Source organism: Pseudomonas sp. FJ2-5-13, from assembly GCF_029201605.1.
Lineage (GTDB): Bacteria > Pseudomonadota > Gammaproteobacteria > Pseudomonadales > Pseudomonadaceae > Aquipseudomonas > Aquipseudomonas lactis.
In genome coordinates, this window is record NZ_CP104045.1 from 5,219,893 (window position 1) to 5,239,724 (window position 19,832).

The following is a 19,832-nucleotide window of genomic DNA, read 5'->3' on the forward strand; positions in this document are numbered from 1 at the left end:
TCGCAGGCAAGCCAGCTCCCACAGGGGTTCAGCAGTGTTGCGGATTATTCGAACAGCGCATCCAACGCCTGTTCTAAGCGTGTCACAGCAATAATCTGCAACCCCGGCGGCGCCTCCTTCGGCGCATTGCCCTTGGGCACAATCGCCCGTTTGAAGCCATGCTTGGCCGCCTCCTTCAAGCGCTCCTGCCCACTCGGCACCGGGCGCACTTCGCCCGACAACCCCACCTCGCCAAACACCAGCAAGTCATGGGGCAACGGCCGGTTACGCAGGCTGGACATCACCGCCGCCATCAACGCCAGGTCGGACGCGGTCTCCAGCACCTTGACCCCGCCCACCACGTTGAGGAACACATCCTGATCGTGAGTCGGAATGCCGCCATGCCGGTGCAGCACCGCCAGCAACATCGCCAAGCGGTTCTGGTCCAGGCCCAGGGTGACGCGCCGTGGGTTGGCCAAATGGCTGTCATCCACCAGCGCCTGGACTTCCACCAGCATCGGCCGGGTGCCTTCCCACGTCGCCATCACCACACTGCCTGGGACTTCTTCCTGGGCGCGGGTGAGAAAAATCGCCGAGGGGTTCGAGACTTCTTTCAGCCCCCGGTCAGTCATGGCAAACACACCCAGTTCGTTGACGGCGCCAAAGCGGTTCTTCACCGCCCGCAGCAGGCGCAGGCGACCGTCGGACTCCCCTTCGAAATACAGCACGGTGTCGACCATGTGTTCCAACACCCGTGGCCCGGCCAGTGCGCCTTCCTTGGTGACGTGGCCGACCAGGAAGATCGCCGTGCCGCTCTGCTTGGCGTAACGCACCAGCAGCGCCGCGCTTTCGCGCACTTGAGACACGCCGCCGGGTGCCGATTGCAGTTGTTCAGTGAAAATCGTCTGGATCGAGTCAATGACCATGACTTTGGGCTTTTCGATGCGCGCCGTGGCGATGATGCTTTCGATGCAGGTTTCGGTCATCACCCGCAACTGATCCTGAGGCAAGCCCAAGCGCCGGGCGCGCATGGCCACTTGCTGCTGGGACTCTTCGCCGGTGACATACAGCGCAGGCATGCGGCTGGCGATGCTGCACAGGGTTTGCAGCAGGATCGTGGACTTGCCGATGCCTGGGTCACCGCCGATCAGCACCACCGAGCCGTCCACCAGGCCGCCGCCCAGTACCCGGTCCAGCTCGCCGGAGGCAGTGGAAAAACGCGGGATCTCTTCGACGCTGACTTCGGCCAGGGTCTTGATCTGCGCCTGTTGCCCGGTCCAGCCGGCACGGCCGGTGGGGGCTGCGGCACCGCCGCTCTCGATCATGGTTTCAGTCAGGGTGTTCCACGCGCCGCATTCGGAGCACTGGCCCGCCCATTTGGGAAAGGTCGCGCCGCACTCCGTGCAGCCGTACATGCGCTTGGCCTTTGCCATATGAGAACCTCCAACCGAAAAACCGCGATGATAGCTCAGCGCGACGCTGGGGTCCGGATTTCGCCATTAGCCAAACGTGAAGCGCTGTTACCGACGGGGTCTTCGGCGTTCAGGTCGGCGCCTTTGGCTTGCAGCGCCCCCAGCAACTCGACGCGCTTGAACAGCCCGGCGTACATGGCGGCGGTCTGCCCTGCGCCGTTGCGTTGGTCAGGGTTACAGTCGGTGGCCAACAGGCGCTGGGCGATTTTCAGCTCGCCTTTGAAGATGGCGCCCATCAACGCTGTGTTGCCGCGCTTATCCTGCACACAGGCGTCGGCGCCGGCATCGAGCAGACGCTCCACATACGGGCCCTGGCCGTGATAGGCAGCCAGGATCAACGCGGTGTAGCCCTTGTCGTCCTGGGTATTGAGACCGTAGCCGGACTCAATGAAGGTGTTGAGCATGTCGAGGTCGCCACGACGGGCGGCGTCGAAATAGTAGTCCTGCAACTGCGCCTTGAGCGCCACCGGGTCGGGGGACTCGGCATGGGCAGCGAAGGCCAGCATGGCCATCAGTAAACCGATAGAGATGCGCATAGGGTGTTCTCCTGCCAAAGGTCGACGCCCGTGAAGGCGCCGACCGCAACCAACGAATCAGTCAGTCAGTTTTTCCGCCAGCGCTTTCACGCGAGCCAGATCGCCCTTGGCGACCTTGGCCACGCCGGTGCCGTATTCCGGATCCGCCTTGTAGAGGAACGACAGGATGATGTGCTTGCTCTCGTCATCGGTGGTGGCCAATGAGCCGCCGAAGTTGTTGATCAAGTCCTCGCGCTCTTTCTTGGTGTAGGAACGGTACAGGTCACCGGCCTGTTTGAAGTTCTGCTCGCGCTGGATCTTCGCCTGCTGGGTGCTGCCCGCCAGCGGCGCCTGGCTGTAGCGCGCGGTTTGCGGCTCTTCGCGTGGCAACAGCCGGCTTGGCTGGTAGTTCACGCCGGTGGTGGTCTTGCCGAAGTTCATCGCGCCGTCCTGGTTGCCGTTGTTGACGGTGACCCGTGGAGCGTTGATCGGCAGTTGCAGGGCGTTCGCGCCCAGGCGGTACATCTGCGTATCGGCGTAGGAGAACACCCGGCCTTGCAGCAAGCGGTCTTCCGACGGCTCGATACCCGGTACCAGGTTGGCCGGGGCCATCGCCACTTGCTCGGTTTCCTGGAACACATTGGCCGGGTTGCGGTTCAGCACCATTTGCCCGACTTTGCGCTCGGGCACATTTGGCCAGATCTTGGTGGCATCCAGTGGGTCGAAATCAAACTTGGCCAGGTCTTCAGGCTTGAGCACCTGCACATACAAGTCCCACTTGGGGAAGTCGCCTTTGTTGATGTGCGTGACCAGGTCGTTGGTCATATGGCTGTAGTCACGCCCCTGCACTTCGGTAACTTGCTTGGGATCAAGGTTCTTGATGCCCTGCAGGCTCTTCCAATGGAACTTGACGTAGTGCACTTCACCTTTAGTGTTAATCAACTTGTAGGCATGTACGCCATTGCCGTCCATTTCGCGGTAACTGGCTGGGGTGCCGGAGTCCGAGTACAACTCGGTCAGTGTACGAGTGGACTCTGGAACATGGGAGAAGAAGTCGAAACGCCGCGAGTCATCGTCCAGGTTAGTGCGCGGGTCCGGTTTAAAGGCATGGACCATGTCCGGGAACTTGATGGCATCGCGAATAAAGAACGTGGGGAAGTTATTACCGACCAGGTCCCAGTTACCTTCGGCGGTATAGAACTTGGTAGCGAAGCCCCGTGGGTCGCGCAGGGTTTCCGGGGAGTGGTTGCCATGCACCACAGCCGAGAAGCGCACGAACACCGGCGTGGTTTCACCGGCGGCGAATACCTTGGCCTTGGTCAGGTCGCTGAGGTTGTCGGTCACGGTGAAGGTGCCATGGGCGCCCGTGCCGCGCGCGTGCACCACGCGCTCCGGGATGCGTTCACGGTCGAAGCGCTGCAGCTTCTGGATCAGTTGCACATCCTGCAGCAACACCGGGCCATTGGCGCCGGCGGTCTGGGAGTTCTGGTTATCACCGACGTTGGCCCCGTTATCGCGGGTCAGGTTGGCGGCTTGCACAGAGAGGGAAAGCAGGCTGGCGGTCACCAGGGCCAGCGCGTGGCGCGCCGACACGGGCCTGCGGCTGATTGGAGTGTTCATCGAGGTTTCCTCTGGTTTTTTTAATGCACATTCAGTTGTGCTTGCCAGAGGCTAGTGACCTGCGAGTCAGAAGATAAATAGAAAAACACCACAGGCCCGATTAAGAAAAAAATCTGGTAACTCGCTGAAATAGCCGGTAATTCGCGCGCGATTGATGGCACTTTGCAAACTATTTGCGATTTAATGTGTCGATAAAAATCGACAGTGTTAACAGTTGTGTCGAGCAAGCGCTGTTCGACTTAATTACACTGACCTCCACCCTCCTCAACTGTAACAAGGAATAACCTATGGGCGTGATCAGTGAGTTCAAGGCCTTCGCGGTCAAAGGTAATGTGGTCGACATGGCCGTCGGTATCATCATCGGTGCTGCCTTCGGCAAGATTGTTTCCTCATTTGTAGGCGACGTGATAATGCCTCCCATCGGCCTGCTGATCGGTGGCGTGGACTTTGCCGATCTGGCCATCACGCTCAAGGCAGCACAGGGCGATGTCCCCGCGGTTGTGCTGGCGTACGGCAAGTTCATCCAGAGCATTATCGACTTTGTGATCGTCGCGTTTGCAATCTTCATGGGCGTGAAGGCGATCAACCGTCTCAAGCGCGAAGAGGCCGTGGCCCCAAGCCTGCCGCCGACGCCGAGCAAGGAAGAAGTGCTGCTGGGCGAGATCCGCGATCTGCTCAAGGCACAGAACAACAAGCCGCTTTAACCTGCGGATGCAAAAAAGGCGCCTCGTAAGGCGCCTTTTTTCTACCAGTAGTTTTCTACCGCCACCTGGCCAGGCCGTCGGCTCAGGCTCAGTTGCATGTCCCGCTGCTTGAGCAACTGGCGCGTGTCATCGACCATCTGCGGGTTGCCGCAAATCAGTACGCGCGAATCCTGCGCCGTCAGCTCCACGCCGGCGGCCCGCTCCAATTCGCCATTTTCGATCAGGGCCGTAATACGCCCGTTCAACGCGCCCGGATGCAACTCGCGGGTAACGATGGGAATGTAGGTGAGCTTGTGGGCGTAGTCGGCCAGGTACTCACGCTCACCCAGCGTGTTGATCAGCGACTGGTAGGCCAGTTCCTTGGCTTCCCGGGCGCTGTACACCAGGATGATGCGCTCGAATTTTTCCCAGGCTTCGAAGTCCTGCAGGATCGACAGGAACGGCGCAATGCCCGTACCGGTTCCCAGCAACCACAGGTCGCGCCCGTCGACAAAGCGGTTAAGGGTCAGAAAACCCGTGGCCTGGCGCTCTACCAGCAAGGTATCGCCCACCTTCAGGCGGCTCAGTTCACTGGTGAACTCACCACCGGGGACCACGATGGAAAAGAAATCCAGATGCTCGTCAAACGGCGAAGACACGATGGAATAGGCTCGCCACACGGTGCTGCCATCCGCCTTGGTAACGCCCAGGCGCACAAACTGGCCGGCGGTAAAACGAAAACCGGCATCGCGGGTGGTGCGCAAGGTGAACAGGCTGGGGGTCAGCGATTGCACATCGAGCAGGGTCTGGCGGGTAAATTTCTCAGCACTGGCCGTCATGGGGGGCTCCGTTTTGCACAGGCCGTTAGTGTCCCTCAAAACAGACCGCGCAAACACCGATGATTGATACTGGCTTTGCAATCGCTGAAGGCTCGCGCAGCTGGCGCGCGCGTTTTTGAGCCAGCCAGGGGCTACACCATGGGCGCCTCAGTGGAACTAATTATTTGGCTATTAATGCACCCCGAACACCTCACTAGATGAAACAGCACTTACAACGACATCATTTTGATACTGTTTTTAAGACATTAAAAACGTTGAAAAACTTTCGCTGCCAAGTGCCCTTATACAAAACTCCAAGCCTTGTACAAAACCGGCGTGCGAAACAAACCCTGTAAGTAAAATATTTTTCAGACTCAGTTGTAGGACTTCCCCTACACTTGTTTTCGAGTTGCATTGGGAGATCAGGACGTACCCAAGTCACACAGAAACCTATGGAGAGTCACCGATGGTCAATTGGCATAACACCCGGCTGCCCAAGCTGGAAGGCGAGAGTGAAATCACCAGTGTGTTTGAGATGGTGATTAACCACACCTATGAGCTGGGTTTCGAATATTGCTCTTTTACGATGAGCTCCCAGTCACAAGACACTCAAACAAAACCCATTCTATTCAATAACTATCCAAACGAATGGAGCCACATTTATAAACAAGCACACTACTTCGATGTAGACCCCGTTGTAACCCACTGCAAAAGTTCGGTATTGCCCATTCTCTGGGAACCAAAAACCTTTGCCAACACGCCCCAGCTGTGGGAGTTGGCCCAGTCATGCGGGGTGCATTTAGGCTGGACCCAAGCCGTGCATGATTTCCAAGGTGTGTTCAGCATGCTGACCCTGGTTCGCAGCAAGGGCGAGGTCAGCCCTGAAGAGCTTTACGAAAAAGCCGGCCAGGTGTTGTGGCTTTGCCATGCGATGCATGCGGTCGTCGCGCAGAAGTACGCCGACGCGCCCGACATCAAAGCGCCCAGCAAATTGACCGCCCGGGAAACGGAAATTCTCAAGTGGTCCGCGATGGGCAAGACGGCCTCCGAGATTGCCGCGATTCTTTGCCTGTCCGAACGCACGGTAGGCTTTCATATCAGCAGTACCTTCAAGAAGCTGGGCGTGCACAACAAGATCCAGGCGGTGCTGCGCGCCGCTAAAGCCGGGCTGTTTTAGCCTACGCAAAACACCGCATGTCATCGCGTTGAAAAAAACGTAACATTTACGGCCAATTCTGAGTGTTGAGGGTGCGCTTCCCATGGTTGCCCCGCCGTTCACTCAGACGGTCCGTCGATTACCCAGAGCCTTGCCCCGCCATGCCCCTGCTTGACAGCCCTTTCGCCCAGCTCGACCTGATTCGTCAGCCAGAGCAACACAATGATCCGCTGCAAGCCTTCGATGCCGCCGACGAATACCTGCTCAGCCACCTCGCCGCGCAACAGCCCACTGCCGCCACCCGCGTGCTGGTCCTCAATGACAGCTTCGGCGCCCTGGCGGCCAGCCTTCACGGCCAGGTGCAGGTGACCTCCAGCGGTGACTCGTTCCTCGCGGCTCAGGGCCTGGAAAAAAATCTGGTGCGCAACGGCAAACCCTTTGATGCCGTGCCCTTCATACCGGCCAGCCAGCTTGCGACCGGGCCATTCGATCGCGTATTGATCCGCGTGCCGAAAACCCTGGCGTTGCTGGAAGAACAACTGATCCGCCTGCAAGGGCAACTGGCGCCCGGCGCCGAGGTGATCGCAGGTGCGATGGTCAAGCATTTGCCCCGGGCTGCGGGAGAATTGCTGGAGCGTTACATCGGCCCCATGCACGCCTCATTGGCGGTCAAAAAAGCGCGGCTGTTGATCGCCAGCGTCGAGCAGCGCCCTGCTGCGGTTTCGCCCTACCCAACCCGCTATACCCTGGACGCGCCCGTCATCGAGTTGCGCAACCACGCCAACGTGTTTTGCCGCGAAGGCCTTGACATCGGCACCCGCGCCTTCCTGCCACACCTGCCAAAAAACCTGGGCAGCGCCCGCGTGGCGGACCTGGGTTGCGGCAACGGCGTACTGGCAATTGCCAGCGCCCTGCACAACCCCGATGCGCATTACACCTTGGTGGATGAGTCGTACATGGCGGTGCAATCAGCCGCCGAAAACTGGCAGGCCGCCTTGGGTGAACGGGACGTCACCGTGCATGCCGGCGACGGCCTGGCCGGCCAGGAGCCGCAGTCGCTGGACGTGGTGCTGTGCAACCCACCGTTCCACCAACAACAAGTGGTCGGTGACTTCCTCGCCTGGCGCATGTTCCAGCAGGCACGCGAAGCGCTGGTGGTCGGTGGCGCCTTGTACATCGTCGGTAATCGTCACCTGGGCTACCACAGCAAGCTGGCGCGGCTGTTCCGTGGCGTAGAGCAAGTAGCCGCCACGCCCAAGTTCGTCATCCTCAAAGCGCGAAAATAAAAAATCCCTGCTTATTGTAGGAGCGAGCTTGCTCGCGAAAAACCTGAGAATACCGCGGGGCGCCAGGCACCCCGCGTTATCGTTGACGTTTTTCGCGAGCAAGCTCGCTCCTACATTATTGGTATGGGTGTCAGTGGGTGCTCAGGCCTGCCGCATTCATGAACATGCGCATCAGGCTGGCCACCACGAACAGGGCCAGCACGCTGCCGGTCCAGATCATCGCCAGCCACCCAAGCCGGCGCCACAGCGGCTGCTTCTCGGCCTGTTCAATCTCGTGTAACGAAGGTTTGGACATGTTTCAACCCTCCTAGTGATAGCCGTCTTCGTGGGTGACCTTGCCGCGGAACACGTAGTAGCTCCAGAAGGTGTAGCCCAGGATGAACGGGATGATGAACAGCGTGCCCACCAGCATGAAGCCCTGGCTTTGCGGCGGCGCGGCGGCATCCCAGATCGACACGGACGGCGGGATGATGTTCGGCCACAGGCTGATCCCCAGGCCGCTGTAGCCGAGGAAAATCAGCACCAGCGTCAACAGGAACGGCGTGTAGTGCGCGTTACGTGCCACGGCGCGGATCAGCCCGTACATGGTGATCAGCACCAGGATCGGCACCGGCAGGAACCAGAACAGATTCGGCAGGGTAAACCAGCGCGAGGCGATTTCCGGGTGGGTCAGCGGCGTCCAGATGCTGACGATGCCGATCACCGCCAACACTACAAAGGCCAAAGGCCGCGCCAGGTTGTGCATCTGCTCCTGCAACTTGCCTTCGGTCTTCATGATCAGCCAGGTGCAGCCGAGCAAGGCATACGCCACGATCAGCGCCACGCCGCAGAACATCGTGAACGGCGTGAGCCAGTCCAGTGAGCCGCCGGCGAACTGGCGGTCGACCACCGGAATACCGTCAATAAAGGCGCCCAACGCCACGCCCTGAAAGAAGGTCGCCGCCAGCGAGCCGCCAATAAACGCCTTGTCCCACAGGTGACGCTTGTGGTCCTTGGCCTTGAAGCGGAACTCAAAGGCCACGCCGCGGAAGATCAGCCCGATCAGCATCAGGATCAGCGGCAGGTACAGCGCCGACAACACCACCGAATAGGCCAGCGGGAACGCGCCGAATAACGCCGCGCCGCCAAGTACCAGCCAGGTTTCGTTGCCGTCCCATACGGGCGCCACGGTGTTCATCATCACGTCACGGTCGACTTTGCCCGGGATAAACGGGAAAAGAATGCCGATCCCCAGGTCGAAGCCGTCCATGACCACGTACATCATGATGCCGAAGATGATGATCACGGCCCAGATCAGCGGAAGATCAATACCCATCTCAATTCCCCTTGTGCTGGATGTGGTCGTGGTCGTTATCACTGCCATCGTCGGCAGCAGACAACGGACGTGCCGGGGTGCGTTTCTGGCCAGGGCCACCATGCGCCGGCTCGGTACTGTCGTGGGTCACGGGGCCTTTGCGCACCAGGCGCATCATGTAGCCCAGGCCCGCGCCGAACAACGCGAAGTACACCACCACGAACAACACCAGGGTAATGGTCATCTGCGTCAGGCTATGCCCGGAGGAGGCATCCGCCGTGCGCATCAACCCGTAGACCACCCAGGGCTGGCGACCGATTTCGGTGGTGAACCAACCGGCCAGAATCGCAATCAGGCCAGATGGGCCCATCCACAACGCCAGGTACAGGAACGGCTTGGACGTGTACATCTTGTCGCCCCGGCGCAGCCACAGGCTGAACAGACCGGTGAAGATCATCAGGAACCCCAGGCCGACCATGACCCGGAACGACCAGAACACAATGGTCGAGTTGGGACGGTCTTCAGGCGGGAACTCCTTGAGCGCCGGCACCTGCTTGTCCAGGGAGTGAGTCAGGATCAGGCTGCCCAGATACGGAATCTCGACCGCGTATTTGGTTTTCTCGGCTTTCATGTCCGGCCAGCCGAACAGGATCAGCGGCGTGGGCTCGTTGCCGATATTTTCCCAGTGACCTTCAATCGCGGCGATCTTGGCCGGCTGATGCTTGAGGGTATTGAGGCCGTGGAAGTCGCCAATCACTGCCTGGATGGGCGCAACGATCAGCGCCATCCACATCGCCATCGAGAGCATTTTGCGGATCGCCGGGCTGTCCTTGCCGCGCAGCAAATGCCAGGCCGCCGACGAGCCGACGAAGAACGCCGTGGCAACAAAAGCAGCCGTGGCCATGTGCATCAGGCGGTAGGGGAACGACGGGTTGAAGATCACTGCCAGCCAGTCGGTCGGGATCACGCGGCCATCGATGATTTCAAAGCCCTGGGGCGTCTGCATCCAGCTGTTGGAGGCAAGAATCCAGAACGTGGAGATCAACGTACCCACGGCCACCATCACCGTGGCGAAGAAGTGCAGCTTGCGCCCCACCTTGTTCCAGCCGAACAACATCACGCCCAGGAAACCGGCCTCGAGGAAGAAGGCCGTGAGCACTTCGTACGTCAGCAACGGCCCGGTGACAGAGCCGGCGAAGTCCGAGAACCGGCTCCAGTTGGTGCCGAACTGGTAGGCCATGACCAGGCCCGATACCACGCCCATGCCGAAGTTGACGGCAAAGATCTTCGACCAGAAATGGTAGAGGTCACGGTAAGTATCGTTATGAGTCTTGAGCCACAAGCCCTCCAGCACCGCAAGGTAACTGGCCAGGCCGATGGTGATCGCCGGGAACAGGATGTGGAATGAGATGGTGAACGCGAATTGAATTCGGGCGAGATCTAGCGCCTCCAAACCGAACATAAGTCTTCCTCTGTCAGGTAATACCGGCTGCTGGCTGGGAGCCTGCACCCACTGCCCCCACGGATATGGAGTGTGGCGAATTTCAATTCGTTTCTTTTATTACCCATCGCGTGGGGAATCTGGCCTTTCGACCACCAGAACAATCCCGGGGCAGGTTTTGATCTGGATCAAGCATCGTTGAAAGAGTAGTCCCATTTTTGCTGTAGGACTGTGTGGTCTTTTGCCGCGTGACAGCTTGCCTCAGCTCAGTTCTTGCAACTATTTGTTACAGCTTGATGCTAATCTCGCCCTTCTCCCGTTGCCGACCTGATTGCCGATGCCCAGTGAACCTGCGTTGCTGTTACGTCACCACCGCCCTTTCATCGCGTTCTGGCTGGCGCGGATCTTTACCGCCAGCGGTTTCCAGATGCTCACCGTGGCGATCGGCTGGAACCTCTACCAACTGACCGGCAATGTGCTGGACCTGGGCCTGGTCGGCCTGGTGGAATTCATACCGCGCGTGCTGTTCATGCTGCACACCGGGCACGTGGCGGATCGCTATGAGCGCCGCCGGGTCGCGGCCATCTGCCAGACCTTGCAGGCGCTGATTGCTTTGACCCTGGCCATCGGTGGCCTGACCGGCAACGTGACCCGTGAGATGATCTTTATCCTCGCCTTCCTGCTGGGCGCCGCCCGTTCATTTGAAATGCCCACCACCCAGGCGCTGTTGCCGAGCATCGTGCCCAGCGCGCTGTTCCCCCGCGCCGTGGCGGCTTCGCAATCGGCCCAGCAACTGGCGACCATCGTCGCACCGGCCCTGGGCGGCCTGCTTTACGCGTTTGGCAGCGTGTGGGTGTACGGCCCCACCGTGGCGCTGTACCTGATCGCCTGCGTGCTGACCCTGAACCTGCCCGCACGCCAGACCCCGCTGAACAAAGCCAAGGCCACCATGGACTCGCTGCTGGCCGGCATTCGCTTTATCCGCAGCCGCCCGGACATTCTCGGCGCCATCTCCCTGGACCTGTTTGCCGTGCTGCTGGGCGGCGCCACCGCGCTGTTGCCGGTGTTCGCCAAGGACATCTTGCTGACCGGCGCCTGGGGCCTGGGCCTGCTGCGGTCGGCGCCGGCCGTGGGCGCGTTGCTGATGTCACTGTGGCTGGCGCGCTTTTCGGTCGACCGCCAGGTGGGCCGCGTGATGTTCACCGCCGTCGGCGTGTTTGGCGTAGCAACCATTGCCTTCGGCCTGTCGACCTCGTTCTGGTTTTCCCTGGCGGTGCTGGTGGTACTGGGCGCGGCGGACATGATCAGCATGGTGATCCGTGCGTCGTTCGTGCAGTTGGAAACGCCTGATGAAATGCGCGGGCGGGTGAGTGCGGTCAATGGCCTGTTTATCGGCGCCTCGAATCAATTGGGCGAGTTCGAATCCGGGATAACCGCCCACTGGTTTGGCACCGTGCCTGCGGTGGTGATGGGCGGGGTTGGCACGCTGGTGGTGACTGGGGTGTGGATCAAGCTGTTCCCGACCCTGGCTAACCGGGATCGCATGCATGTGCCGGTGGAAGAAACCAAGTTATAGGCGTCACCGCCCGACCTGAGGTTGGAATACAGTCAATGTGAGAGCGGGCTTGCTCGCGAATGCAGTGTGTCATTCAGTACATCACTGACTGAACCACCGCATTCGCGAGCAAGCCCGCTCCCACATTTTAAAGCACCTTATCCAAGGTAATCGGAAACTCCCGCACCCGCTTGCCGGTGGCATGGTGAATCGCATTCGCCACCGCCGCCGCCACGCCGACAATACCGATCTCCCCTACGCCCTTGGAACCCAGCGCATTGACCACCTCGTCGTGTTCTTCGACAAACAGCACGTCAATCTCGCCGATATCGGCGTTAACCGGGATGTGGTATTCGGCCAGGCTGTGGTTCATGTAGCGTCCCAGTTGGTGGTCGACCTGGGTCTCTTCATGCAGGGCCATGCCAATGCCCCATACCACGCCGCCGAGGATCTGGCTGCGGGCCATCTTGGGGTTGACCACGCGTCCGGCGGCAATGGCGCTGACCACACGGCTGACCTTGATGGTGCCAAGGTCTTCATCCACCCGCACTTCGACGAACACCGCCGAGTGAGTAGCGCTGGCATAACCCTCGCGCTTCTTGTCGGGCTGGCTGTCGACCTGTACCTCCAGGGCCTCTTCACCGCTGTCCTTGACCAATTGCGCCAACGACACGCTCACGTCACCGCTGTGTAGCTGGCCGTCTTCAAACCGAACTGAATCGGCCTCCTTGAATACCGGGTAAGTCTGCCGGGCGATCTCCAGCAACTTGGCATTCAGCGCTTCGCACGCTTGCTGCACGGCAGTGCCGACAGACGAGACGGTAAACGAGCCGCCCTGCAACGGCGCAGTGGGCAACGACGAATCGCCCAGCACAAAGCGCACGTCGGCCATCGCCACGCCACTGGCGTGGGCGGCGATCTGGGTCATCACGGTATAGGTGCCGGTGCCAATGTCGGTGGTGGCGCTGCTGACGGTGAGCGTGCCCTCGGCATCGAGGCGCGCCTTGGCGCTGGCCTTCATCTGCATGGCTTCCCACACGCCGCCGGCCATGCCCCAGCCGATCAACTGGCGGCCGTCGCGCATGCTGCGCGGTTCCGGGTTGCGCTGGCTCCAGCCGAAGCGTTCGGCGCCTTCGCTGTAGCACTCGCGCAGGGCCTTGCTCGACCAGGGTTTGTCTTCGTTCTGGTTACGTTCGGCGTAGTTGATCAGGCGCAATTGCACCGGATCGATGGCCAGGGCGCAGGCCAGTTCGTCCATGGCACATTCCAGGCCGATCACACCCAGTGCCGCACCGGGGGCGCGCATGTCCAGTGGGGTAAACACGTCCAACGGCGCCAGCTTGTAGGTCAGTTGCACGTTGTCGCAGTGATAGAGCATGCCGCTCCACTCCACCACGTGCTCGCTGAAATCCTCGAAGCGCGACGTCTGGCCAATCGCGGTATGCCCCAGCGCCAGCAAGCGCCCATTGGCGGCGGCGCCCATCTGCAAACGCTGCAAGGTGCGCGGGCGATAGCCGAAGGTGAACATCTGCTGGCGCGTCAGGGTGACGCGCACCGAGCGCTTGAGCGCCATGGCCGCCATCACCGCGAGCGGCAATTGGTATTGCGGGCGCAGGCCCGAACCGAAGGCGCCACCGACGAAAGCGGCAAAGATGCGCACCTGGCTCTTATCCAAGCCGAAGACTTTTTGCACATAGGCCTGGCAGTTCTGCGGGCCTTGGGTCTTGTCGTGAATATGCAGGCTGCCGTCGGGCTGATACAGCACGGTGCTGGCGTGGGGCTCCATCGGATTGTGATGCTCGATGGGCGTGCTGTAGTGCAGGTCCAGACTGATTGCAGCACCGACCCATTCAGCCTCGAAGTTGCCTCGCGGTTTGGGTGGGCTCTGGGGCGACGGGTGCGCCGCCGCTTGCTGGGTGAGCAGGTTGGTTTCGAAGGCTTCGGGTGCGTAGTCGATCTGCACCAGTGAGCCGGCATGCCGCGCCAGTTCAAGGTTATCGGCGATCACCAGGGCCAGGGGCTGGCCGCTGTAGAGCACGCGGTCGTTATACAGCGGGCGAAAGGGCGAGCCATCGGCCGCATCGGCATCAGCGAACGCCTCATCGTAGCTGGCGATGTTCGGCCGGTTGAGGTGATGGATCACGTCCACTACACCCGGCAACGCCAACGCCTTGGACGCATCGATGCGCACCACCCGGCCTTTGGCGATCGAACTCGACACCACGCTGCCATGCAGCAGGCCGTCCTCGGGAAATTCACCGGCGTAGCGCGCTTGGCCGGTGACCTTGAGCAGACCGTCGACGCGGTCCAGGGGTTTGCCGATAGCGCTCATGGCTGTTCTCCTGCGACGGCGGCGTCGCTCAGGGCACGAATGATTGCGCGCCGGGCCAGCTTGACCTTGAAGCCATTGTGTTCCAACGGTTCGGCGTCTTGCAGCAGGGCGTCGGCGGCGGCGCTGAAGGTTTCGCGGCTGACCGTGCGGCCGATCAGCAAGGCTTCCACTGCGCGGTCACGCCAGGGTTTATGGGCCACACCGCCCAAGGCCAGGCGGGCGTCGATGATTTCATCGCCGTCCAGCTCCAAGGCGGCAGCCACCGACACCAAGGCGAAGGCATAGGAGGCACGGTCGCGGATCTTCAGGTAATGGCTGTGGCGGGCCAGGTGATCGGCGGGCAGTTCAATCGCGGTGATCAGCTCATCGTCGGCCAATTGGTTGTCACGTTGCGGCGCATCGCCTGGCAAGCGATGGAAGTCGGCGAACTCGATCACCCGCGCGCCGCCGCGTCCTTCTACATGCACCCGCGCCGCCAGCGCCGCCAGGGCCACGCACATGTCCGAAGGATGGGTGGCCACGCACTGTTCACTGGCGCCGAGGATCGCATGGATACGGTTCAAGCCGTTGCGCGCCGGGCAGCCACTGCCGGGCTGGCGCTTGTTGCACGGCACCGCGGCGTCGTAGAAGTAATAGCAACGGGTGCGCTGCAACAGGTTGCCGCCGGTACTGGCCATGTTGCGCAACTGCGGCGACGCCCCGGCGAGGATGGCCTGGGACAACAACGGGTAACGCTGTTCGATCAGCGGGTGCCAAGCCAGGTCGGCGTTGCTCACCAGCGCACCGATACGCAGGCCACCCTCGGCGGTCTCTTGAATGTCATGCAGCGGCAAGCCGGTGATGTCGATCAGGTGCTCGGGATGGCTGATGTTTTCTTTCATCAGGTCCAGCAGGTTGGTGCCACCGGCGATAAAGCGCGAGGCGGCGCTGCTCATCTGCACGGCCTGCTGCACATCGGTCGGCCTGCTGTAGTGGAAGGGGTTCATGACTCACCTCCCTGGCGACGGCAGGCCGGCAGCGCGTCTTCGATGGCATCGCGGATATTGTTGTAGGCACCGCAGCGGCACAGGTTGCCGCTCATCAGCTCTTGGATCTGCGCACGGTCGTTTGCGCGGCCTTCATTGACCAAGCCTATGGCGGAACAGATCTGGCCCGGCGTGCAATAGCCGCACTGGAACGCGTCGTGCTGGATAAAGGCCTGTTGCATGGGGTGCAGTTGGTCGCCGTCGGCCAGGCCTTCGATGGTGGTCAACTCGGCGCCGTCGCACATCACCGCCAGGGTCAGGCAGGCATTCACGCGTTTGCCGTCACGCAACACGGTGCAGGCGCCGCACTGGCCGTGGTCGCAGCCCTTTTTGCTGCCCACCAGGTCCAACTGCTCACGCAGCAAGTCCAGCAAGGTGGTCCAGGGCAACACGTTCAGTTGGCGAGCCTGGCCGTTGAGTGTCAGGCGTATCGGGTGGGCGACGAACGGCTGGGCCGCCGCGCCATTGGGGGTCGCGCTCATAAACACCTCACGGGTTGGTGTACGTCCGCGGCGTTCAGGAAAATCGCCGTCTTAGGGGTACGACTTCCGGGTGTTTTGAGCGTTCAAGATGATTGATCAGCGGATATTGAGCTGGGCTTTCAGGGTGTTTTGCGGCGGGTTGATCGAGGTATTGGTGAATTCGAACCAGCCCTGGGCCTGGACGTTCAGGTCGAACACATAGATGTAGCCCATCAAGGTGCCCACGCCGTTGCACGCCTCACTGATGTTGCCGACCTGGCAGACCGCCGTGCGCTGGCCGTTGAGTACCGCGCCATTGAATTGACCGATGGGATTGTTGCCCAAGCCGACCTCCATCACTGAAACCTTGGTGGGCCCGCGGTGCTCGCACATCTGGGTGGTGTTGACCCGCTCCGGGATCGCTTCGCTGCACTTGGCCGATTCCACCTTGAACACCCGCACCTCGCTCAAGGCCGGTGCAGTCGCGCCCCACGCCGGTGCCGCACCCAGCCACAGGCCGATACTGGCGATCAGAGCTAGACTCCACGGGTTGGCTTTTTTCATGCTGTCGATGACCGGCTGTTGAACGTCGGCGCAGTATGCCTCAAGCCCATGCGCCACACAGCCTCGGCTGCTGGTATGATGCGCCGCTTTTTCCGATCCTCTCTGAATCCACAAGCGCTTGGCGCAGTTTGTGCTTTGACTTAGAGGTCAACAAATCACGACGCACACTAGCGTCACAGGGAGCCGGCATGCTGGAAAAGCTGTTTCAACTCAAAGCCCACAACACCAATGTGCGCACCGAGATTCTCGCGGGGATCACCACCTTCCTGGCCATGGCCTACATCCTGTTCGTAAACCCGAGCATCCTCGGCGAGACCGGCATGGACAAGGGCGCGGTGTTTGTCGCCACCTGCCTGGCGGCGGCCATTGGTTCGACCGTGATGGGCCTGATCGCCAACTACCCGATTGCCCTGGCACCGGGCATGGGCCTCAACGCGTTCTTCACCTACACCGTGGTCTTGCACATGGGCCACACCTGGCAGGTGGCGCTGGGCGCGGTATTCATTTCGGCGGTGTTGTTCTTCCTGCTGTCGATCTTCCGCATTCGTGAGTGGATCATCAACGCCATCCCCCTGCCCCTGCGCTCGGCGATTGCCGCCGGCATCGGCCTGTTCCTGGCGCTGATCGCCCTGCATAACGCCGGTATCGTGGTGAGCAACCCGGCCACCATGGTGGGCCTGGGCGACCTGAAACAACCGGCGCCGATCCTGGCCACCCTGGGTTTCGTGCTGATCGTCGCGCTGGAAGCCCTGGCCGTACGCGGCGCGGTGCTGATCGGCATCCTGGCGGTGACCGTCGCCTCCATCGTCCTGGGCTTCACGCCGTTCATCGGCGTGACTTCGGTACCGCCGTCTCTGGCCCCGACCTTCCTGCAGCTGGACATCAAGGGCGCGCTGGACATCGGCTTGGTCAGCGTGATCTTCGCCTTCCTGTTCGTTGACCTGTTCGACAACTCCGGCACCCTGATCGGCGTCGCCAAGCGCGCCGGCCTGATGGGCAAGGACGGCCATATGCCGAAAATGGGCCGTGCGCTGATTGCCGACAGTACCGCTGCCATGGCCGGTTCCCTGCTGGGTACCTCGACCACCACCAGCTACATCGAATCGGCCGCAGGCGTGAGCGCCGGTGGCCGCACCGGCTTGACCGCCATCGTGGTCGCGATCCTGTTTTTGCTGGCGCTGTTCTTCTCGCCACTGGCCGCCAGCGTGCCGGCCTACGCCACCGCGCCAGCCTTGCTGTTTGTGGCGGTGTTGATGAGCCAAGGCCTGGCCGAAATCGACTGGGACGACATTACGGTGGCAGCGCCGGTGGTGATCACCGCCCTGGCGATGCCCTTCACTTACTCCATCGCCAACGGCATCGCCTTCGGTTTCATCGCCTGGACCGCCATCAAGCTGCTTTCGGGCCGCTACCGTGAGCTGAACCCGGCACTGGTGATCCTGTCGATCCTGTTTGTGATCAAGCTGGGCTGGTTCAACGCATGACTTTTGACGCCGCAAGCTACACCGCTCAACTGCAAGACAAGGTCACGCGCCTGCGTGACCTGCTGGCACCGTTCGACGCGCCCGAGCCGCAGGTCTTCGACTCGCCGCTGCAGCACTTTCGCCTGCGTGCGGAGTTCCGCCTGTGGCGCGAAGGCGGCGAGCGCCACTACGCGATGTTCTCCCAGGAGGACAAGCGCACGCCGATCCTCATCGAAGAATTCCCCATCGCCAGCCAGCGCATCAACCAGTTGATGCCGCAACTCAAGGCCGCCTGGCAAGCCAGTGCCGCCCTGAGCCACAAGCTGTTCCAGGTGGAGTTCCTCACCACCCTGGCCGGCGACGCGATGATCACCCTGTGTTATCACCGCCCGCTGGATGAGCATTGGCACACCGCCGCGAACAAATTGGCCGCTGAGCTGAATGTAAGCATCATCGGTCGCTCCAAGGGCAAGCGCGATGTGATCGGCCATGACTATGTGGTGGAAAAACTCGACGTCGGTGGCCGCACCTTCAGCTACCGCCAACCCGAAGGCGCGTTCACCCAGCCCAACGGCACGGTGAACCAGAAGATGCTCAACTGGGCCTATGAAGCGCTGGGCGACCGCCCGGACGATTTGCTGGAGCTGTATTGCGGCAACGGCAACTTCACCTTGCCGCTGGCGACCCGCGTGCGCAAGGTGCTGGCCACCGAGATCAGCAAGACCTCGGTGAATGCGGCCCTGAGCAACCTGGATGAGAATGGCGTGGATAACGTCACCCTGGTGCGCCTCTCCGCCGAAGAACTCACCCAAGCCCTGAATGAAGTGCGCCCGTTCCGCCGCCTGCACGGCATCGACCTGAAAAGCTACGAGTTCGGTAGCGTCTTCGTCGACCCGCCCCGCGCTGGCATGGACCCGGACACCTGCGAGCTGACCCGGCGCTTCGACAACATCCTGTACATCTCCTGCAACCCGGAGACGCTGGCGGCGAACATCGCGCAACTGCACGACACGCACCGGATTACCCAGTGTGCAATGTTTGACCAGTTCCCGTGGACGCACCATATGGAATCGGGTGTGTTGCTGACCCGCCGATAAACCTGCAAGGTAGGCGCGAGCTTGCTCGCGAAAAACGTCAACGATAACGCGTGCTTCCTGGATGAACGCGGTGCCTGTGGGTTTTTCGCGAGCAAGCTCGCTCCTACCGTTTATTCAAGTGTCTGTTGTATCTGGGGTATCCGGTACTTCCTTGCGTGGCCGGCCACCCTTCTTGCCATTGGCCCGGGCCGCTGCGGTCTTGGCCGCGCTGCTTTTGCGACCATTGCGCGATGCTACCAGGCTGGTTGCCAGGTCCATCAGCGGCTTGCTTGTAGCGATCAGGCCAGTGATGGAAACATCCAGGTCCTGCGCCTCACAGCTAATCGCCTTGCCACCGAACGTCACTTCCAACTGCTGGAAATCCTCCGCTGAAAACCCTTCGAACTCCGGCAGGCCAGCCACCGGCAACACGACGCGGCTGCCATCGCTGAAGCCAATGGAGAGGCTGTCGTTTTCATAACGCACGTTGCTGGCGTTGGCGTACAGACGTTTCAACTTGCGCCCACGGGCGATTGCCTTGTCAACGTCGGCTTCAGTGAGAGGTACATAAGGTGTGACTTTGGCTTTTATGATTTTCATAAATTAATCCCCACGCAATCTGGCGCTCTTACCAGATTCAAAATTGTCCGTTGCGCTACGACGTCGTGCCTGGCGCTCGCGATGACGTAGACACCTTGTCGAATGACCAACCCGGGGACCAACTCGCCAGCGTCCCAATTCCAGGAATGATTCTCCAGGCAAACCGTCTGCAGTTTTTCCCACCAGATCCTGCGTGCCCGCGCCAAGTAGTGCCGCTGCATGATCGCCCCGCGTATCTCTTTCAGAAGTGCTATGGGTGGCCGCCTCCGTTCAGGCTCTACGTCCCACAACTCAACTTCCCCATCCAGGAAACTGAAACGAAACCGCGCATCCCATCCCTTGCCCCTGACATGCACATGGGGCGGGCAATGCTCATCCCTGATAAACACCGAAATGACATAGCCTTTGTAAGCACCTACTCTCATCGTAACCCATCCGTTAGGTTATTTTCCGCCAGGTAACAATTTCCCTCTGCCACCCGACAACCGGCTC

General features: G+C 60.9%; 19 protein-coding genes and 1 pseudogene. 6 read left to right on the forward strand and 14 right to left on the reverse strand.

What is annotated here, in order from left to right; genetic code table 11:
• Positions 1–44: 44 nt before the first annotated feature.
• The 3 genes from radA to katB are packed head-to-tail and all read right to left on the reverse strand — an operon-like array spanning position 45 to position 3,586.
• Entirely contained in the window at positions 45–1,412 is a 1,368-nt protein-coding gene (radA, locus tag N2A98_RS23025; protein ID WP_003194313.1) for a DNA repair protein RadA, read from the reverse strand.
• A gap of 35 nt (positions 1,413–1,447) precedes the next feature.
• Positions 1,448–1,987 (reverse strand): ankyrin repeat domain-containing protein, encoded by a 540-nt coding sequence (locus tag N2A98_RS23030; protein WP_032895235.1) that lies wholly within the window; start codon positions 1,985–1,987, stop codon positions 1,448–1,450.
• 57 nt (positions 1,988–2,044) lie between these two features.
• Entirely contained in the window at positions 2,045–3,586 is a 1,542-nt protein-coding gene (katB, locus tag N2A98_RS23035) for a catalase KatB (RefSeq protein ID WP_275622687.1), read from the reverse strand.
• A 287-nt stretch (positions 3,587–3,873) separates the two neighbouring features.
• Here katB and mscL point away from each other — a divergent pair, with 287 nt between their 5' ends.
• Positions 3,874–4,290 carry a large-conductance mechanosensitive channel protein MscL gene (gene mscL, locus N2A98_RS23040; RefSeq protein ID WP_003194320.1) on the forward strand — a complete coding sequence of 139 codons (417 nt, stop codon included), beginning with the start codon at positions 3,874–3,876 and terminating at the stop codon, positions 4,288–4,290.
• Between the two features lie 41 nt (positions 4,291–4,331).
• On the opposite strand, the gene N2A98_RS23045 is transcribed toward mscL, so the two are convergent.
• Positions 4,332–5,108 carry a ferredoxin--NADP reductase gene (locus N2A98_RS23045; protein ID WP_056792028.1) on the reverse strand — a complete coding sequence of 259 codons (777 nt, stop codon included), beginning with the start codon at positions 5,106–5,108 and terminating at the stop codon, positions 4,332–4,334.
• A gap of 445 nt (positions 5,109–5,553) precedes the next feature.
• Here N2A98_RS23045 and N2A98_RS23050 point away from each other — a divergent pair, with 445 nt between their 5' ends.
• Together N2A98_RS23050 and N2A98_RS23055 are read left to right on the forward strand one after the other, a co-directional pair.
• Positions 5,554–6,264 carry a LuxR family transcriptional regulator gene (locus N2A98_RS23050; protein ID WP_044268823.1) on the forward strand — a complete coding sequence of 237 codons (711 nt, stop codon included), beginning with the start codon at positions 5,554–5,556 and terminating at the stop codon, positions 6,262–6,264.
• Positions 6,265–6,404: 140 nt separating this feature from the next.
• Positions 6,405–7,529: a class I SAM-dependent methyltransferase gene (locus tag N2A98_RS23055; RefSeq protein WP_275622688.1), complete on the forward strand. Its 1,125-nt coding sequence runs from the start codon at positions 6,405–6,407 to the stop codon at positions 7,527–7,529.
• Positions 7,530–7,541: 12 nt separating this feature from the next.
• Here N2A98_RS23055 and N2A98_RS23060 read toward each other — a convergent pair.
• From N2A98_RS23060 to N2A98_RS23075, 4 genes and pseudogenes are all read right to left on the reverse strand, one after another.
• A pseudogene (locus tag N2A98_RS23060) lies at positions 7,542–7,631 on the reverse strand (outer membrane lipoprotein carrier protein LolA); the annotation flags it as partial.
• Positions 7,632–7,659: 28 nt separating this feature from the next.
• Positions 7,660–7,824 (reverse strand): DUF2474 domain-containing protein, encoded by a 165-nt coding sequence (locus N2A98_RS23065; protein WP_003194328.1) that lies wholly within the window; start codon positions 7,822–7,824, stop codon positions 7,660–7,662.
• Between the two features lie 12 nt (positions 7,825–7,836).
• Entirely contained in the window at positions 7,837–8,844 is a 1,008-nt protein-coding gene (gene cydB, locus N2A98_RS23070) for a cytochrome d ubiquinol oxidase subunit II (RefSeq protein WP_275622689.1), read from the reverse strand.
• Between the two features lies 1 nt (position 8,845).
• Complete coding sequence (locus tag N2A98_RS23075) at positions 8,846–10,285, reverse strand: cytochrome ubiquinol oxidase subunit I (protein WP_275622690.1); 1,440 nt, start codon at positions 10,283–10,285, stop codon at positions 8,846–8,848.
• 316 nt (positions 10,286–10,601) lie between these two features.
• On the opposite strand from N2A98_RS23075, the gene N2A98_RS23080 reads away from it, so the two are divergent.
• Entirely contained in the window at positions 10,602–11,840 is a 1,239-nt protein-coding gene (locus tag N2A98_RS23080; protein WP_161904017.1) for an MFS transporter, read from the forward strand.
• 127 nt (positions 11,841–11,967) lie between these two features.
• On the opposite strand, the gene N2A98_RS23085 is transcribed toward N2A98_RS23080, so the two are convergent.
• The 4 genes from N2A98_RS23085 to N2A98_RS23100 form a co-directional block, all read right to left on the reverse strand.
• Positions 11,968–14,151 carry a xanthine dehydrogenase family protein molybdopterin-binding subunit gene (locus N2A98_RS23085; RefSeq protein ID WP_275622691.1) on the reverse strand — a complete coding sequence of 728 codons (2,184 nt, stop codon included), beginning with the start codon at positions 14,149–14,151 and terminating at the stop codon, positions 11,968–11,970.
• Positions 14,148–15,137: a xanthine dehydrogenase family protein subunit M gene (locus tag N2A98_RS23090; RefSeq protein ID WP_020301733.1), complete on the reverse strand. Its 990-nt coding sequence runs from the start codon at positions 15,135–15,137 to the stop codon at positions 14,148–14,150. The genes N2A98_RS23085 and N2A98_RS23090 overlap by 4 nt, the downstream gene beginning before the upstream one ends.
• On the reverse strand, positions 15,134–15,658 hold the full coding sequence (locus N2A98_RS23095) for a (2Fe-2S)-binding protein (protein WP_044268836.1): 525 nt from the start codon (positions 15,656–15,658) through the stop codon (positions 15,134–15,136). Before N2A98_RS23095 ends, N2A98_RS23090 begins: the two co-directional genes overlap by 4 nt.
• Positions 15,659–15,754: 96 nt before the next feature.
• A complete protein-coding gene (locus tag N2A98_RS23100; protein ID WP_275622692.1) occupies positions 15,755–16,201 on the reverse strand; it encodes a DUF4879 domain-containing protein in 447 nt (148 codons plus the stop codon).
• 188 nt (positions 16,202–16,389) lie between these two features.
• Between N2A98_RS23100 and N2A98_RS23105 the strand changes: the two genes are divergently transcribed.
• Positions 16,390–17,685, forward strand: coding sequence for an NCS2 family permease (locus tag N2A98_RS23105; RefSeq protein ID WP_003194342.1), 1,296 nt, complete (start codon positions 16,390–16,392; stop codon positions 17,683–17,685).
• Positions 17,682–18,761, forward strand: a complete 1,080-nt coding sequence (trmA, locus tag N2A98_RS23110) for a tRNA (uridine(54)-C5)-methyltransferase TrmA (protein WP_044268842.1) — start codon at positions 17,682–17,684, stop codon at positions 18,759–18,761. Before N2A98_RS23105 ends, trmA begins: the two co-directional genes overlap by 4 nt.
• A gap of 114 nt (positions 18,762–18,875) precedes the next feature.
• Here the strand turns inward: trmA and N2A98_RS23115 are convergent, their stop codons facing one another.
• Positions 18,876–19,340: a DUF2442 domain-containing protein gene (locus N2A98_RS23115; protein ID WP_275622693.1), complete on the reverse strand. Its 465-nt coding sequence runs from the start codon at positions 19,338–19,340 to the stop codon at positions 18,876–18,878.
• The gene (locus N2A98_RS23120; protein WP_275622694.1) at positions 19,337–19,765 is read right to left on the reverse strand and encodes a DUF4160 domain-containing protein; all 429 of its coding nucleotides are present in this window, start codon (positions 19,763–19,765) and stop codon (positions 19,337–19,339) included. The genes N2A98_RS23115 and N2A98_RS23120 overlap by 4 nt, the downstream gene beginning before the upstream one ends.
• Between the last annotated feature and the right edge of the window lie 67 nt (positions 19,766–19,832).

Bases quoted from the DNA above. Each gene is read 5' to 3' on its own strand.
- N2A98_RS23115 (WP_275622693.1), bottom strand. From the start codon at position 19,340: ATGAAAATCATAAAAGCCAAAGTCACACCTTATGTACCTCTCACTGAA.
- N2A98_RS23105 (WP_003194342.1), top strand. From the start codon at position 16,390: ATGCTGGAAAAGCTGTTTCAACTCAAAGCCCACAACACCAATGTGCGC.
- N2A98_RS23075 (WP_275622690.1), bottom strand. From the start codon at position 10,285: ATGTTCGGTTTGGAGGCGCTAGATCTCGCCCGAATTCAATTCGCGTTC.
- N2A98_RS23055 (WP_275622688.1), top strand. From the start codon at position 6,405: ATGCCCCTGCTTGACAGCCCTTTCGCCCAGCTCGACCTGATTCGTCAG.
- N2A98_RS23065 (WP_003194328.1), bottom strand. From the start codon at position 7,824: ATGTCCAAACCTTCGTTACACGAGATTGAACAGGCCGAGAAGCAGCCG.
- N2A98_RS23085 (WP_275622691.1), bottom strand. From the start codon at position 14,151: ATGAGCGCTATCGGCAAACCCCTGGACCGCGTCGACGGTCTGCTCAAG.
- N2A98_RS23050 (WP_044268823.1), top strand. From the start codon at position 5,554: ATGGTCAATTGGCATAACACCCGGCTGCCCAAGCTGGAAGGCGAGAGT.
- radA (WP_003194313.1), bottom strand. From the start codon at position 1,412: ATGGCAAAGGCCAAGCGCATGTACGGCTGCACGGAGTGCGGCGCGACC.
- cydB (WP_275622689.1), bottom strand. From the start codon at position 8,844: ATGGGTATTGATCTTCCGCTGATCTGGGCCGTGATCATCATCTTCGGC.
- N2A98_RS23080 (WP_161904017.1), top strand. From the start codon at position 10,602: ATGCCCAGTGAACCTGCGTTGCTGTTACGTCACCACCGCCCTTTCATC.
- trmA (WP_044268842.1), top strand. From the start codon at position 17,682: ATGACTTTTGACGCCGCAAGCTACACCGCTCAACTGCAAGACAAGGTC.
- N2A98_RS23120 (WP_275622694.1), bottom strand. From the start codon at position 19,765: ATGAGAGTAGGTGCTTACAAAGGCTATGTCATTTCGGTGTTTATCAGG.
- N2A98_RS23100 (WP_275622692.1), bottom strand. From the start codon at position 16,201: ATGAAAAAAGCCAACCCGTGGAGTCTAGCTCTGATCGCCAGTATCGGC.
- N2A98_RS23045 (WP_056792028.1), bottom strand. From the start codon at position 5,108: ATGACGGCCAGTGCTGAGAAATTTACCCGCCAGACCCTGCTCGATGTG.
- N2A98_RS23095 (WP_044268836.1), bottom strand. From the start codon at position 15,658: ATGAGCGCGACCCCCAATGGCGCGGCGGCCCAGCCGTTCGTCGCCCAC.
- katB (WP_275622687.1), bottom strand. From the start codon at position 3,586: ATGAACACTCCAATCAGCCGCAGGCCCGTGTCGGCGCGCCACGCGCTG.
- N2A98_RS23030 (WP_032895235.1), bottom strand. From the start codon at position 1,987: ATGCGCATCTCTATCGGTTTACTGATGGCCATGCTGGCCTTCGCTGCC.
- mscL (WP_003194320.1), top strand. From the start codon at position 3,874: ATGGGCGTGATCAGTGAGTTCAAGGCCTTCGCGGTCAAAGGTAATGTG.
- N2A98_RS23090 (WP_020301733.1), bottom strand. From the start codon at position 15,137: ATGAACCCCTTCCACTACAGCAGGCCGACCGATGTGCAGCAGGCCGTG.